This window comes from Rhodoferax sp. P1_F3 (assembly GCF_056405715.1).
In genome coordinates, this window is sequence record NZ_JBFUBO010000014.1 from 21,127 (window position 1) to 36,910 (window position 15,784).

Annotated in this window: 12 protein-coding genes; 4 read left to right on the forward strand and 8 right to left on the reverse strand. The window is 56.3% G+C overall.

The annotated features are described in order from the left end of the window. Positions 1-147: 147 nt before the first annotated feature. From AC1DZ5_RS19055 to AC1DZ5_RS19070, 4 genes are read right to left on the reverse strand one after another with little or no spacing between them, the layout of a single operon-like run. Positions 148-1,857 (reverse strand): putative bifunctional diguanylate cyclase/phosphodiesterase, encoded by a 1,710-nt coding sequence (locus AC1DZ5_RS19055; protein WP_477891956.1) that lies wholly within the window; start codon positions 1,855-1,857, stop codon positions 148-150. Continuing rightward, a complete protein-coding gene (locus AC1DZ5_RS19060; RefSeq protein ID WP_477891958.1) occupies positions 1,857-2,933 on the reverse strand; it encodes a protein-glutamate methylesterase/protein-glutamine glutaminase in 1,077 nt (358 codons plus the stop codon). The genes AC1DZ5_RS19055 and AC1DZ5_RS19060 overlap by 1 nt, the downstream gene beginning before the upstream one ends. Next, positions 2,921-3,442, reverse strand: a complete 522-nt coding sequence (locus tag AC1DZ5_RS19065; protein ID WP_477891960.1) for a chemotaxis protein CheD — start codon at positions 3,440-3,442, stop codon at positions 2,921-2,923. The genes AC1DZ5_RS19060 and AC1DZ5_RS19065 overlap by 13 nt, the downstream gene beginning before the upstream one ends. Next, positions 3,442-4,308, reverse strand: coding sequence for a CheR family methyltransferase (locus AC1DZ5_RS19070; RefSeq protein WP_477891962.1), 867 nt, complete (start codon positions 4,306-4,308; stop codon positions 3,442-3,444). The genes AC1DZ5_RS19065 and AC1DZ5_RS19070 overlap by 1 nt, the downstream gene beginning before the upstream one ends. A 275-nt stretch (positions 4,309-4,583) precedes the next feature. On the opposite strand from AC1DZ5_RS19070, the gene AC1DZ5_RS19075 reads away from it, so the two are divergent. Together AC1DZ5_RS19075 and AC1DZ5_RS19080 are read left to right on the forward strand one after the other, a co-directional pair. After that, a complete protein-coding gene (locus AC1DZ5_RS19075; protein WP_477891964.1) occupies positions 4,584-6,602 on the forward strand; it encodes an ATP-binding protein in 2,019 nt (672 codons plus the stop codon). 14 nt (positions 6,603-6,616) lie between these two features. Next, complete coding sequence (locus AC1DZ5_RS19080) at positions 6,617-8,113, forward strand: hybrid sensor histidine kinase/response regulator (RefSeq protein WP_477891966.1); 1,497 nt, start codon at positions 6,617-6,619, stop codon at positions 8,111-8,113. Between the two features lie 156 nt (positions 8,114-8,269). Here AC1DZ5_RS19080 and AC1DZ5_RS19085 read toward each other — a convergent pair whose 3' ends face one another. Then, on the reverse strand, positions 8,270-9,514 hold the full coding sequence (locus AC1DZ5_RS19085) for an ABC transporter substrate-binding protein (RefSeq protein ID WP_477891968.1): 1,245 nt from the start codon (positions 9,512-9,514) through the stop codon (positions 8,270-8,272). Between the two features lie 68 nt (positions 9,515-9,582). Further along, positions 9,583-11,661, reverse strand: coding sequence for a putative bifunctional diguanylate cyclase/phosphodiesterase (locus AC1DZ5_RS19090; RefSeq protein ID WP_477891970.1), 2,079 nt, complete (start codon positions 11,659-11,661; stop codon positions 9,583-9,585). Positions 11,662-12,093: 432 nt separating this feature from the next. Between AC1DZ5_RS19090 and AC1DZ5_RS19095 the strand changes: the two genes are divergently transcribed. After that, on the forward strand, positions 12,094-13,557 hold the full coding sequence (locus AC1DZ5_RS19095) for a DegQ family serine endoprotease (protein WP_477891972.1): 1,464 nt from the start codon (positions 12,094-12,096) through the stop codon (positions 13,555-13,557). 24 nt (positions 13,558-13,581) lie between these two features. On the opposite strand, the gene AC1DZ5_RS19100 is transcribed toward AC1DZ5_RS19095, so the two are convergent. Together AC1DZ5_RS19100 and AC1DZ5_RS19105 are read right to left on the reverse strand one after the other, a co-directional pair. Next, a complete protein-coding gene (locus AC1DZ5_RS19100; protein ID WP_477891974.1) occupies positions 13,582-13,992 on the reverse strand; it encodes a methylglyoxal synthase in 411 nt (136 codons plus the stop codon). A gap of 10 nt (positions 13,993-14,002) precedes the next feature. After that, positions 14,003-14,560 (reverse strand): HNH endonuclease, encoded by a 558-nt coding sequence (locus tag AC1DZ5_RS19105; protein ID WP_477891976.1) that lies wholly within the window; start codon positions 14,558-14,560, stop codon positions 14,003-14,005. Positions 14,561-14,737: 177 nt separating this feature from the next. Here AC1DZ5_RS19105 and AC1DZ5_RS19110 point away from each other — a divergent pair, with 177 nt between their 5' ends. Then, on the forward strand, positions 14,738-15,724 hold the full coding sequence (locus tag AC1DZ5_RS19110) for a bifunctional riboflavin kinase/FAD synthetase (protein ID WP_477891978.1): 987 nt from the start codon (positions 14,738-14,740) through the stop codon (positions 15,722-15,724). Positions 15,725-15,784 lie beyond the last annotated feature (60 nt).

Sequence of the window (15,784 nt, forward strand, 5' to 3'; positions counted from 1 at the left end):
CTTCGCGGCAAACTACTTTTTTATAAAAATGAACGCTGCAGATTGTAGTTCTATGGTGCTCATCTTGACAGGATAAGCCTATAACAAGTCTTCAAAAGATCAGAACTGAAATTGATGGCCTCAACCAGGAGAAAGGCTAGAGCTAACTCAGGAATCCAGTTTTCGTTTTCCTCTCAACAACTCTTTCAGTTCATCTTGCGGCAATGGTTTGCTGAAGTAATAGCCCTGCATCTCATCACAATCGTGTGCCAGCAAAAAATCCAGTTGCGCACGTGTTTCCACACCTTCTGCAATCACCTTCATTCCCAATGTATGCGCCATGTCAATAATGGCTCGAACAATGGCGCCGCCATTCAAATCGTCTGGTAAGTCCACCACAAAGGACCTATCTATTTTGAGATAGTCCAGTGGAAAAGTCTTGAGGTAACTGAGCGACGAATAGCCAGTTCCAAAATCATCAATGGAGAGGCGGACTCCAATCTCCTTCAATGCCTCCAACGCTTGTAAAACCCGCGCCGCATCATGCACCAACATGCTCTCGGTCAGCTCGAGTTCAAGCAAATGGGCGGGCAAGCCAGTTTCCTCCAGTACACGAACAACCAGCTTGACGATGTCAGCATCACGCAGTTGGCGAGCCGATAGATTGACCGCCACATTGACCGCGACGTTGCCCTCTTCCTGCCACTGCCGTGCCTGACGGCACGCCTCAAACAATACCCACTCCCCTATGGGCAGAATCATGCCGTTGCGTTCGGCTATGGGGATGAAATCGGCGGGAGAAATCTGCCCCACATCCTCCGCACACCAGCGGATCAACGCCTCAACCCCCGTCACTTGCCCATTGCCTAGCGACACGCGTGGCTGAAAATGCAAGGCGAACTCCGATTTTTTGAAAGCGCTGCGCAAGCGACTACTGAGATCAACGCGCCGTTGTATGGATGAATCCATTTCGGGGGTGAACCACTGGGCTCTATTCCTTCCGGCGTCTTTCGCTCGGTACATGGCCGCCTCGGCGTTACGTAGCAGTGCATTGCCATCACCTTGATTGAAGGAGTGGATCGTGACGCCAATGCTGCAACTCACAATGACTTCGTGGCCTTCAATGACGCGCGGTCGGGCTATTTCACTCAACAGCGCTTCCACCCGCTGGTTGATTGCCGTTGGGCTACCGCCGTCCCCAATCAGCACGGAAAATCCATCCGCCCCCATACGAGCCGCGATGTCAGATGCGCCCATTGAGGACGTCAGTTGCCAAGCCACGGCTTTGAGCACCTCATCCCCCATGGCGTGCCCCAATGTGTCGTTGATATCCTTGAAGTTGTCGAGATCAATGAACAAAATGCCCAACACCTGATCACGGCGCTGCGCAATAGCCCGCTCTAGCTGTTCACAGAAGAATCTGCGGTTTGGCAATGCGGTCAAGGCATCGTAGCTGGCCTGAAACAGCATCTGCGATTCGTATTGCCGCAGGTCCGTTGCGTCGCGCAACACAAAAAAGATACCTTGCACGTCACCCGTTACGTCGCAAAATTGCGTTGCATTGCAAACAATATCAGTCACGCCACCACTTGCATTTACGACTTTCCAAGCGTTGTCGCGCACTTCCCGCTCCAGCAATACCCGCTGAAGAATCAGCAGAACCAGTTCAGGCTGAGAAAAATAAAGAACAAACTCGCTTCCCAGCAGCTGGGCACACGAAACCCCTGTCATCTTGGCCATGGCTGCGTTGGCTTCAATAATCGTGCCCCGCAGATCAACAACGACCAAGGGGTCCGAGCTGAACTCGAACACATCCGTAAACAGACGTCCTCTGGCGGACTTGTCGGCCCAAGCGGACTGTGTGAGCGAATGGCCCATTAGCGCGCGCCCTGCAGCGCCCGAAGAATCTCCGCGGGGATGTCATCCAACGGCAACACCCGATCCACAGCCCCGAGTTTCACCGCCTCCTTGGGCATGCCGTACACCACGCAGGTCTCTTCATCCTGGGCCAGCGTTCGGGCGCCGGTGTCATGTAGTTCCTTCAGCCCACGAGCGCCATCGTCCCCCATGCCCGTCATGATGACGCCCAGTGCATTGCGGCCCGCGCACTTGGCCACGGAGCGAAACAGCACGTCAACAGAGGGACGGTGGCGGCTCACCGGTGGGCCATCGACGATCTCCACGTGGTACTGGGCGCCACTGCGCTTGAGCAACATGTGGCGTCCCCCGGGTGCAATCAGCGCCCGCCCCGGTATGACACGGTCGCCACTTTTTGCTTCACGCACTTCGAGCTTGCATAAGCTATCGAGCCGGTTGGCAAAGGCCTCTGTGAATTTTTCCGGCATATGCTGAACGATCACGATCCCTGGGCACACGCGCGGCAGCATGGTGAGCACGCCTTCTAGCGCCTGGGTGCCGCCGGTGGAGGTGCCAATAGCCACCACCCGATCTGTGGTTTCCGCCATGGCGTGGGTGAATGCAGGGAGCACCGCGTCGGCCGACAGCTTGGGTGGAACGGTTTGCTGCACACCGGCCGGGACCAAACGGCGCACATTGGAGCGCGCCGCGGCCTTCACCGCGCTGATCAGATCATTAGAACTGTCCTGCAAGAACTGCTTGAGACCCAGCGTGGGCTTGGTGACGATGCTGACCGCCCCGGCAGCCAGTGCGTGCATAGTTGTTGCCGCGCCCTTTTCGGTCAGCGTGGAGCAAATCACCACGGGTGTGGGATGCTCGGCCATGAGTTTTTTTAGAAAGGTGATGCCGTCCATGCGCGGCATCTCCACATCCAACACAATCACATCCGGCCACCGAACGCGCATGCGCTCCATAGCAAACACCGGGTCGGACGCAGCCCCAATCACTTCGATTCCCGGGTCCTGGCTCAGCGTGGCTGTCAGCACCTGGCGCACCACGGCAGAATCATCGACGATCAACACCTTCACTGCTCGCATAGCGCACCTTTTGAAACGTCGCCAAGCACCGGTGGTTGGTGGCACATCCAGACGTGACCATTCCACATGTCAAACATCAGGTTGCGATATCCCGCTCCCCCTAAGTGTTCAGCGTGCGTCGAAAAGCCATGGCGCTTCATTAACACGCGCGCCATCTCCACATTTTTCTTGCCCACATGATCTACGCCTGCGGCCTGGTGCGCAGAAAACATATGCCCGCCACCAAAAAGCTTGACCTGGTATTCCATGGGCGCGGTGTAGGCTTCGCGTATCTCGCACAACATCAACTCCATGGCTTCATCGGCGTAGCGGCCATCCAGCACATGCTGTCTTTCACGCGAAACGCGTGGCAGCATGTAGTGGCACATGCCGCCGGCCAGCATGCCCGGATGCCACATCGTGATGGCCACGCAAGAGCCCAACAAGGTTCGTATGCGTGTGTCACGCCCCCCAAAAAATACATCGCCCGGTTGCAGACAGATATCGACGGTGTGCACCGGCTTGTGCATCAATCAGGCTTTCTGTATATCGCCGGGGCAATGGGTTTGACTTCGGAGGTAACCCCATTCAGACTTTCTGAATGACCTATCAGAAAATACCCCCCAGGGCGAAGCAGCGGTAACAGATTCCTCACCACCTTTTGTTTGGTTTCCTGATCAAAATAAATCATCACGTTGCGCAGCAATATCACATCGAACTCACCAAGCTTTACAGGTGCGTCCGTCAGGTTGTGCAGCATGAAGCGAACCCGCTCGCGCAAGGTTTTATCAATCAACAAGGTGCCGTCATATTCGCCGACTCCCTTCAGGCAATGGCGGCTCAGGTACGGTTTGGGGATCTCAGGCAAACGATCCAGACTGAACAAACCGCTACGAGCCTTGTCCAGAATACGGGTACTGATGTCCGACGCCACCACCTCCCAGGGCTGGTTTCCCAACAGCTCGTCGAGAACCATAGCAACGCTGTAGGGCTCCTCGCCACTGGAGCACGCTGCGCTCCACACACGAAAACTCGTGCCTTTGCGGCGCTCAGGAAGGATGCGCTGGCGCAAAAAATCAAAATGCTTGGGCTCGCGAAAGAAGTGCGTCTCGTTGGTGGTCAGCATGTCCACCGCCATTTGCAATTCGTCTTTTCCCTGAGGAGAGTTGATCAACCGGAAGTAGTCGGCATAACTGCCCAGGTTGTAATGTTTCAGTCGCCTGGCTAGGCGACTAGAAACCAGCGGCTTCTTGGTCGGCGCCATGTTGATTCCGGCAATGCGGTACATCATGTCACTGAACTGAGCGAACTCCCTATCCTGCAAGACCACCACACCCGCCAACACACCATTGTTGTGATGGGGCACGGACTTATTTTTTTCTGCCGACACCGACATTGATTTTCCCCGCTATCAAAATCCGTTCGCCTTGAAACGAAGAACAGTGGAGGAAGAATGGCCCAGATTCAGGATGCCGCCTATCAGGCAATCTTGTTTGTTCTGTAGGGATTCAGCAATCGCATGTAGGGATTTCTTTACGCACAGACCGACAACTTTTCTTATTTGCAATTGCACAATCCCACTCCGCAACGGCAATAATCCAGTAGGGCAATGGCACAAGCACGCCAGAAGCACCGGAATCCCACCATCAAGATAGCGAAAGCAACCCCACCATGGAAAGCCCTAGCGCGCAGGTACCGCTGTCAACCATCTTGGACGAGAACCGGGAAACGGTCGAAAAAGACCTTGCCCGACGCTTGGGCAAGCAAGAGATGGCATCCGGTTTGTTTTCATTTCTCGGGTACGGGCCACAAGCACTGTTTTTGAAGGATGTGATTCGCCACGATTTTCTGTGGACATGGCTGGCCGTGGTGGTGGCAGCGGAAATGACCAATGCGGCGATCAGTTTCTTCCTGCAAAAATCGTACGAACAACCCGCCCAGCGCCGACGCCTCACGGGCTTTCTCATGGTCAGCCAGGCGATCAGCGGCAGCGTCTGGGGAAGCGTCATCCTGCTCCCCGGCTTGACAGACGCCCCCTTTACCTTGGCTCTGCAACTGGTTGCCATCGGTGTCGTTGCCATTGCTTCCACACAGGCGCTGGCCGCGCACCGGGGCTGTCTGGCCATATTCACCTTTGGGATGCTCGCGCCGACGATCCTGTCGGGCCTTTTCGGAACAACCGTTCCCCTTCCCTTCGGCATCATGGCCATCGGCCTTTTCATCATGTGCCAGCTATACGGCTGGACAACGCGCAAGCTGGTGATCGACGCCATCGTGGCGGAACTGACTATCCGCAAGGCCAAGGATGCCGCCGAAACTGCCAACAGCGCAAAAAGCGTGTTTTTGTCCAACATGAGCCACGAGCTGCGCACGCCGCTCAACGCAATCCTCGGCTATACGCAGATACTGTCCCGGGAAGACAACATGACAAGACAACAGCTGCGGCAGCTCGGGGTCATGCATGCCAGTGGCGAGCACCTGCTGACCCTGATTGGCGACATCCTAGACCTCAGCAAGATCGAAGCGCAAAAGATGGAGATCACCCCCGCTCCCTTTTCACTAAGCAAGCTGCTGGAGCAGGTCATCGACATCACGCGCCCCCGGGCGATTCAGAAAGGCCTAGGCCTGCACCTTGAGCCGGACCCATCGCTTCCAACTTGGGTACTGGGCGATGAAATCCGGATCCGGCAAGTCCTGCTCAATCTCCTGGCCAATGCTGTCAAATTCACCCCCACTGGCAGTATCACTCTGCGTGCCCGTTACTCCGCACACAACGGCGGCACACTTGTCTGTGAAGTGGAAGACACGGGAACCGGTATGCCCGGAGACAAACTGGAGGCGATCTTCGAACCCTTCACGCAACTGGCAACCGAAGCTCAGCGGGGCGAAGGCGCGGGCCTGGGTCTGGCGATCTGCCGCCGTCTGGCTGCACTGATGGATGGAAACGTGACGGCAACCAGCCGCCTTGGCTTGGGCAGCGTATTTCGCTTCCATGCCTTGCTGCCCACGGCCCTTATCGGCAAAACGACCTCCGCACCGAACCATCAAAAAATCCGCGGTTATCTTGGCGCGCGTAAACATATTCTGGTGGTGGATGACAACCCCATCAATGTCGTGTTGCTGTCCGACATTCTCGTTCCGTTCGGTTTCGACGTGAGAACGGCAAGCTCGGGCAGGGAAGCCATACGCCTGGCCGAGGAGTCGCCCCCCGACCTCTTGTTGCTCGACCTAGTCATGCCGGGTCTGGACGGTATCGAAACGGCCCGCGAACTGCGGCGCCAAACCAAGTTCGACGCCCTGCGCATCGTTGGCGTGTCGGCGACGGTCACTGACGGCGAGCGCAAACAGGCATTTACCGAGGCTTGTGATGCCTTTCTCGGCAAACCCGTGCAGTTGGAAGCGTTGCTGAAAACTATCGGCGGCCTGCTCAGTCTCGAATGGCAGATGGCCGACCAGCCCATGCCGATACAGCCCGCCGCAAGGCTCACTCCGGACATGCTTGCCACCTTGCCACCCGATCTCCGCAAGGAACTCGGCGATGCAGCCTTGGCTCTGGACGGCGAACGCATTGCGGCCCTCATTCCCCGTATCGAGACCGTTACCCCATCCTTGGCCCGGACCTTGTCTGACCTCGCAGAGCACTTCGACTATCAATCGATACTGAACGCGCTCGGGGAAGAACCCGCCTGAATAGGGGAAACACGATGCAGAACAAGGGAAGCATTCTCGCGGTCGACGATACCGAAGCATCGCTCAAGGTTCTTTCCGATCTCTTGAAGGGGGCTGGCTATTCGGTCCGTTCCGCGATCAGCGGAACACTGGCCCTGCGATCGGCCGCCCATCAGCCGCCCGACCTTGTGTTGCTCGACATCCGTATGCCGGACATGGACGGATTCGAGGTTTACCGACAGCTCAAGGCACGACCAGAAACGCGGGATGTTCCAGTCATCTTCTTCAGCGCACGGACCGAGACCGACGACAAACTCCGCGGATACGAGCTCGGCGCGGTTGATTACTTCACCAAACCCTACCGGCGCGAAGAACTGTTGGCCCGCGTCGCGACCCACATCAATCTGCGACGCAGCCAGTTGCAGGTCACGGCCCAGAATGAGGAATTGCGTCGGTATCGGGCAGAACTGGAAGAGCTAGTGACCCGGCGTACCGCCGAACTGCAGGAAAGCAACCGGCAATTGAGCCTCATGAGTTTCGCCCTTGACCATGTACGCGAAGCAGCTTACTTGATGGACGGGAATGGTCGTTTCTACTATGTCAACCAGGAAGCATGCCGGGCGCATGGCTACGGTGCCGAGGAATTGTGCCGCATGGATCTGACGGCGATTGATCCCGACTATTCACCGGAAGTGTGTGCCTCGGTCTGGGCACAGGCCTTGGCGGAGGGTGCAGTTACTTTCGAGACCAGGCACCGCCGACGCGACGGCACGATTTTTCCCGTCGAGATCACCACCAGTGCCATCCGCTTCGAAGATCGCGACCTGGCGCTTTCCCTTGCTCGCGACATCAGCGAGCGCAAGGAAGCTGAGCGGCGTCTGCATGAGTCCTACACCCAACTTCAGGCATTGAGCTCCCACCGGGAAACCGACCGGGAACAGGAGCGCAAGCGCATTGCCCATGAACTTCACGATGAACTCGGCCAACACTTGACCGCCCTGCACCTCGGACTCAGTACGATTCTCTATCGCATGGGAAACGAGAATGCATGGTTGGCCGAACGCTTGGAGGTATTGACATCCAACGCATACGAAACCATCCAGGTGGTGCGCAATGTTGCGGCTTCGCTTCGCCCGCCAGTGCTCGACATGGGCATCGGCGAGGCATTGGACAGCTTGGCCGAACAATTCCGAACTACGACAGGACTGGTCTGCAATGTCACCCTGCCCACGCCTTTCCGCTCCTTGACCAAAGAGGCATTGATCGCAATGTACCGCGTCGTGCAAGAAGCACTGACCAACGTTGCCCGCCATGCGCAAGCTACCACTGTAGACATTGCCATCGTGCAAGACAACTCTCGCTGCTGGCTCGAAATAAGCGATGACGGCCAAGGATTTGATCCATCGGTGAACCGGGGTAAGTCATTCGGATTGCTTGGTATGAAGGAACGCATCGAATTACTTGGCGGAGAATTTTCTATCAGCACCACCCCCGGGAAGGGCGTGCGCATCGAAGTACGCATTCCCGGTTAGCAACTCGCCTAGGGGGGTCTGCAAAACCGCCGTTGAATCGGCAGTTCTGCGGCTTCTCTTCCATCGTCCGGTTGTTGATATCCGCCACAGTTGCAAGTGGTGGATATCAGCATGGTCTCACGGCAAACGTCCGCCAATTTGCCGACCTTCCTTAGGTCATTTGCGCGACAAAACATCCGCTAACTGACGCTGAGCACTCTCGGGTGTGACCTTTGGATCATTGAAAAAATCTGCAACGATATCGATCCACCCTTGGGACATTTGCGATGGCATGATCATGGATTGAGCGGAAACTTGGGTGTTTGGACGCGAAATCAAATCCAAACCGATTTTTCCGCAAGCATCCAGAGTTTTGCGTTGAATATCGGTCCGCACCGGAATCGAACCCTTGGAACGGTTGAAGGCGAGTTGATTGTCGACATTCATGACCTGGCGCGCAAAGCGAAGCTGGGATTGACGATCTTGGTCGTTGTTGGTGGACGGAAAGGCAAAAGCGTCAACTACGACAAAATACACCGACTCTGTCCCCGGTGCCAACGTGCAACGGTAATCCTTGTCAACGACAAGGCCAGCGGCAGTTAGTTCGCCCTTGGCATAGTCGCCCATGAACTGCATTCCAGCCTTCCCCCGACCAACAGAGAGTGCCGCGTCGGCCCAAGACTTACCGGTCCGCTCAGTGGGAACAAAAGCGCTGAGACGTCGCAAAATACCAAGCGCTTTCAACATCTCTGGGCGCATAGCGAAACTCGGGTCACCCGCGGCCATCAGGCGTGCATAGCCACCAGGGCCATAAACAGAATAAACAATGTCATTGAAGATGAGAGAAATCTCCCATGTGCCAGATCCAAGTGCAATGGGGGTATGACCGGCGGCTTTGATTTTTGCGGCGCTATCCAGAATACTGTCCCAACTTGTCGGGGAGGGAAGTTTTAGTTTGTCAAATATCTTTGTGTTGGTCCATATCCAGTTTTCCGCATGAATATTGGTCGGCGCAAAATAAATATGTCCTTTGTAGCTTATCTGATTAAGCACAATTTGAGGCAGGAAATCTCGCCAACGATCGGCGGTTGCGACCTCTTCGATATCCTGGATGATGCCCATCGCCGGCAGCTCCTTGCTACCCTCATTCGCATGCCATTGCATGACAGTAGGGGGATAGCCATTGGCAATCCGATCTGAGACCATCTTCAATTCGGCTTGCTTATCCTTGGTCGGGGTATCGATCCATTTGCCGCCAAGGTTCTTCCAAGCGCTGCGATATACGTCAAGGGCATTACTTTCACTTCGTGAAATCCAGAAATGCGTCACCTCTATGCTGGGTTGAATTACGCTGCTGGTAGGTGCTGAAGGTGATTCAGCGTGCACGAATGATATTAGGGACAATGGGAGCAACAAGGCCATGCATTGTGAGAGGAAATAATATATGTTTCTTGTCATTATCAACTCTTTTAGTAGAAGCTTTTATGGAATTACATTGAATCACTGCATGCAGTGATCCGATTTCGATGTTGTGCTGGATCAAACGAATCATATGGAAATTCGCCTAGCTCCAACCCACGCGTTACAGTTTCAAATGGTTGCGGTTGTGCGAAAAAATATCCTTGCACAATATTGCACCCTGCTTGTTGCAAAAACAGCAACTGCGCCTCAGTCTCCACGCCCTCAGCAATACTGCTATTTCCCAGGTTTCTGGCGAGATCAATCATGGATTTAATAATTTGTTCTGATTTTTCATCGACTCCTATATTAGAAATAAAACTCCGATCAATCTTGATATCATCAAATGGAAAATCTCGCAGATTGGTTAAAGATGCAAAACCAGTCCCAAAATCGTCAAGCGCTATTGATACTCCAAGTTCGCGTAATTTAATGACGGTTGCCGAAATTTGTTCTGTATATTTACTCATAAAAACATCTTCCGTAATTTCAATCGAAAAATCACTCCACTCGAGTGCGTGACGCTTCACTGCATGGGCCAGCATGTCAAAGGCCATTCCGGAAATCAAAATAGCTTCGGGCATATTGATTGCCACACTTCCAGGAGATAAACCCTTATCACGCCAGCGTCGGATGTCTTGGGCTACCTGATTGACGACACACTCGGTCATTGATGTAATTGATGACCCGGTATTGAAGAGATGCAAAAAACGTCCCGGCGATAGAATTCCAAATTCTGGGTGAGGCCACCGTACCAGCGCTTCAAACGCCAATTGGTTATTTTGAATATTAATCTTGGGCTGATAATAAACAACGAGATCTTCATTCTCGACAGCCTTAAACAACGCGGTTCGAAGCTCACTTTCTGCCAGACGGTCCGCCATCATTTCTTCATTGAAGATGATCACGTTGTTGCGCTTTGTTTTTGCAGCATAGAGTGCAAGATCGGCACACCGAATAATATTCCCTGCGCTCGTACCGTGGTCAGGGAACATGGCACCACCAATACTGCCTGATATACGAAGCGTGTGTCCCTCGGTAGTAAAAGGCTTCGACAGGTTTTTGCGTATCCGCAAGGCAACCTCTTCAGCTTCGGCGGGGTTGGAAAGATTGGGCAATAAAATCGCAAATTCGTCCCCCCCCAAGCGCGCGGCGAAGGATCCGCCCTCCAAAGCTGAAGAGATTCGCTTTGCAGCTTCGACCAGCAACGCATCTCCGGTCTGATGCCCAAATATGTCGTTAACCGACTTAAAATGATCGAGATCAATCAAAAGAAGAACGAACGAGTCACTTTTTAAATATTCTTCATCTGCTTCTTTAAGCTTGACGAGTCGATCAAACATTTGATTGAACGACATGCGGTTGGGTAGGTTAGTTAGTTCATCCCTGTGTGCACGAATTGATAATTCTTGTTCAAATACCTTTTTTCTCTCATACTCTTCCCGCAGTTTCTTGAGTAATGGCATTAAGACAAAAACACCCACAATGAATAGTGCAACCAAAGGCGACAAAATCAGCAATGCGCTGATACTCTTTGCCGTGCCGATACTCGCCTCGCTCATGGAAAAGGATTTTTGAATCTGCTCCTGGAAGCTACGCATGATGAAACCATCCGACGCAGTGGCAAAATCAATGGGGCCCCAAAAGGCGTAACGACGACCACGACTGATATGGTCAATATCGGCCAGCCGCTCTGCCCGCTCTAGAAAAGTTTGAAGACGAAGATCAAGATCACTGGGCGCGGAATTCTCGTCAAGACGGCGATGAAGAATAAGCAATTGCGCATTAATATCGCTGAGTTCTATGATTTCATGGTGCATCTCTTCGGTTAGCTTATCAAGCACTTTGCTTGGAATAGCTTCGTCTGCAGATGCACGCATTAGAGCGCGCGCCGTATTGGCCAGTTGCTGGAATTTAATGAATTGATTGCTGGTGAGAAAACTGACATTTTGCTGCACAGAATGTCGATCAAGGACAAGCTGCATGGCAGCATAGATAATGAGCGCAACGATCGTAATCGCAGCAAAGGCGCCCACATAATAACGGGAGGCAGATTTGATATATCGATCAAGTGAAACGCGATCAATTTTTTCGATATAGCTATATTTCATGAGAGGATCTCAATGCTTTTTTCATACTCCCATTGCGTATTGGCCTGATCTTTCATCAGATTTGCTTGCAGAGTTCAGAATCGCCTTCTTTCTCTTAGCGACTGCTTTGAAGCAATATGTACCCCGGCTCCCTCCAAGAATGAAGGAACGGAAGAACTATGGCTATCAGACATTCCTGAAATTCAGGTCAGCAAATGACTACAGACAGTTGGGACGAAAGGGTGCGCGGTTTAGGTGTCGCAGCAGAACCTGGCCGACTGCGCAAGGTCATGGACTTCAAACGCGGCACGCTCTTCACAGTTCTTTGCAATCGACCGCGGAACCCCTCTGGTAATTTGCACCTCTCACCCTATCTGAGGGGCAGTTGTCCGCGCAACAGGTGTGCGGTGCGGCGTTCCATAGCCATGTTCTTTCTGACGGAGGTACTTCACCATGGAAACCAAACACAAATCGATATACATCAAGGCCACTGCGACAGGCCTGCTGGCCTCCAGCTGCTTCCTGGGCGGCTACGCGATTTCGCAACGCAGCCCGACGCCGCCTGGACCCGACGCGGCGCCAGCAGCCATCGTCGCTGCCGCGCCCGGCGCGCGCGGATTGCCACCCACCAACTTCTCCGACATTGCCGAGCAGCAGGGCCTGGCGGTGGTCAACATCAGCGTGGAGGGTATGGTCAAGACCAGCGCACAAGCGCGTGGCCCGCAGCTGGATCCCAATGATCCGTTTTACGAATTCTTCCGCCGCTTCCAGGCGCCCCAGGCCCCCAGCGACACACCCACGCGTGGTACCGGGTCGGGCTTCATCGTCAAGTCTGACGGCGTGGTGCTGACCAACGCCCATGTGGTGGCCGACGCCAATGAAGTGACGGTGAAGCTGCGCGACAAGCGCGAGTTCAAGGCCAAGGTGATTGGGCTGGACAAGGTGTCCGACGTCGCGGTGCTGAAAATTGATGCAAAGGACCTGCCCACCGTGCATATTGGCGATCCCAAGGCGGCCCGCGTGGGCGAGTGGGTGGTGGCCATTGGCTCGCCTTTCGGGTTCGAGAACACGGTCACCGCGGGCATCGTCTCGGCCAAGTCGCGCACGCTGCCGGACGACGGCTACGTGCCCTTCCTGCAAACCGACGTGGCCATCAACCCTGGCAACTCGGGCGGCCCGCTATTCAACCTGGCGGGCGAGGTGATTGGCATCAACTCGCAGATCTACAGCCGCAGCGGCGGCTACCAGGGCCTGTCGTTTGCCATCCCCATTGATGTGGCCATGAAGGTGGAAGGCCAGTTATTGGCACACGGCAAGGTCACCCGCGGCCGCCTGGGCGTGACCATCCAGGAAGTGAGCCCCGAGCTGGCGGAGTCCTTTGGCCTGGACAAGCCCACCGGCGCGCTGGTGAACTCGGTGGAAAAAGGCACGGCAGCCGACAAGGCTGGCCTACAACCCGGCGATGTGATCCTGAAGTTCAACGGCACCGCGGTCAGCCAGTCGTCGGAACTGCCGCCGCTGGTGTCGGACACCGCGCCAGGCGCCAAAGTCAACGTCACTGTATGGCGCAAGGGCCAGACCAGGGACATCAGCCTGAGCGTGGGCCAGATGGACGTGGCGCAAGCTGCGCCCGAGGCCAGCCCGGCGTCGGACAAGCAATTGGGCTTGGCCGTGCGCCCTCTGACGCGCCAGGAGCGCAACGAAGCACAGGTGGCGGGCGGCCTGGTGGTGGAAGACGTGGCCGATGGCCCGGCCAAACGTGCTGGCCTACGCCCGGGTGACGTCATCCTGTCGGTGAATGGCGAGATGGCGGGGGTGGACAGCCTCAAGGCCCAACTGGGCAAAGACCGCAAGAAACTGGCCCTGCTGGTGCTGCGCGACGACGCACGGCTGTTTGTGCCCCTAACCCTAGGCTAGCCCGCGTAGAACCTGCGCCAGCAGCTATAGTTTCAGGAGCATTTGCGCCAGCACCAGGCGCGCACTGGACAGGTTGGTGGCGCAGGGCACATCGTGCACGTCGCAGGCACGCACCAAAGCGTTGATGTCGGGTTCGTGCGGTTGGGGGGTCATGGGGTCACGCAAAAAGATGACCACATCCACCTCGCCCACGGCCAGCCGCGCACCGATCTGCAGGTCGCCGCCCCAGGGACCGCTGAGCATGCGCTCCACATTCAGCCCCACTTCGTTGACCAGGCGCCCGCCCGTGGTGCCGGTGGCCATCAGCGTGCACTGCTGCAGGTAGGGCGCGAACTCGCGGGCGAGCTCGACCATGGTGTCTTTTTTGCGGTCGTGCGCAATCAGCGCAATGCGCGGGCGGTCTGACGGGGTGGGGGTTGCAGGGGCATTGCTCATGCCCCCAATGCTAATCCAGCAGGCGCGAAGACTTGGGCACGTGGGCCATCAAAAACTCCATCTGGTCCGCCAGGATGCGGCGGTTGCGCAGGATGAAGTCTTCCCACAGGCTGGGCACATAGGGGGTGTACAGCAGCGGCATGTGCGCCTGCTCGGGTGTGCGGTGGCTTTTGCGGTGGTTGCAGGGCTTGCAGGCCGTCACCACGTTCATCCAGGTGTCGATGCCATGCTGGGCGAAGGGAATGATGTGCTCGCGCGTCAGCTCGCTCTCGTGGAAATGGCCGCCGCAGTAGGCGCACACATTGCGGTCGCGGATGAAGAGCTTGGCGTTGGTCAGGCCGGGGCGCAGATTGAAGGGGTTGATGTTGGGCACACCGCGCGTGCCAATGATGCTGTTGACCCGGACGATTGACTGCTGGCCGGTCATGGCGTTGTGTCCACCGTGGAACACGGCGACCTCGCCCCCCGACTCCCAGCGCACCTCGCCGGAAGCATAGTGAATCACCGCCTGTTCCAGCGAGATCCAGGACTGGGGAAGCCCCTGGGCCGACAACTTCAAGACTTTCACGCAACGCCTCCATCAACGGTAAAACCTACCACCAACACGGACTGCCAAATGTCTGCAAGTGCGCGCCAGACATGCGTCTGGGCCCTGCTAGGTGACAATATACAGTGTTTCCATGACAAATTGGCTTCAAGCCCCGGCAGCGTTTGCGCGGCCTGCTATCAAAAAGATAACAACTCCATGAAGGTTTTCCGCGGTTTCAAGCACCCTGGCGTTGCCAGCGCGAGTGCGGTCACGATTGGCAATTTCGATGGCGTCCACCGGGGTCACCAGGCCATGCTGGCCCTGCTCAAGGGCGAAGCCCAGCAGCGCGGCGTGGCCAGCGTGGTGCTGACCTTTGAGCCCCACCCGCGCGACTATTTCGCCGAACTGCACAAAAAGCCCGATCTGGCCCCGGCCCGCGTGGGCACCCTGCGCGACAAACTGGAAGACCTGGCCACAGCCGGTGTGGACCAGACCGTGGTGCTGCCCTTTGACGCCCGGCTGGCCAACCAGAGCCCCCAGGAATTCATTGACCAAGTGCTGCTGGGCGGCTTGGGCGCGCGCTACGTGCTGGTGGGCGATGACTTCCGCTTTGGCAAGGCCCGGGCGGGTGACTACGCGCTCTTGGACGCCGCCGGCGACGCCCAGGGCTTCGACGTGGCGCGCATGAACAGCTACGAAGTCCACGGCCTGCGCGTCTCCAGCTCGGCGGTGCGCGAGGCATTGGGCCAGGGCCGCATGCAGGATGCAGCCCGCCTGCTGGGCCGACCCTATTGCATCAGCGGCCACGTGGTGCACGGGCGCAAGCTGGGCCGCACGCTGGGCTTCAAAACCCTGAATTTGCGCTTTGCACACTGGAAACCGGCCGCCAGCGGCATCTTTGTGGTGCTGGTGCATGGCCTCTCAAGCAAGCCCTTGCGCGGCGTTGCCAACCTGGGCGTACGCCCCTCGCTGGACCCCACCGATGTGAACGGTGGCCGGGTGCTGCTGGAAACCCATTGCCTAGACTGGCCCGACGCGCTGGGGGCCGAGGGGGCCTACGGTAAAATCATCCGCGTGGAACTGCTACACAAACTGCACGACGAGCTGAAATACGACGGTCTGGACGCCCTCACCAAGGGCATCCACCAAGACTGCGACGATGCACGCGCCTGGCTCGTATCCCAGGCTGATACGCGAATTTGACGGGGCCGCCCGACGCACTTTGCCCCGCGTCTTGCCCCCACCGCCTGCCGTGGTGCCCAC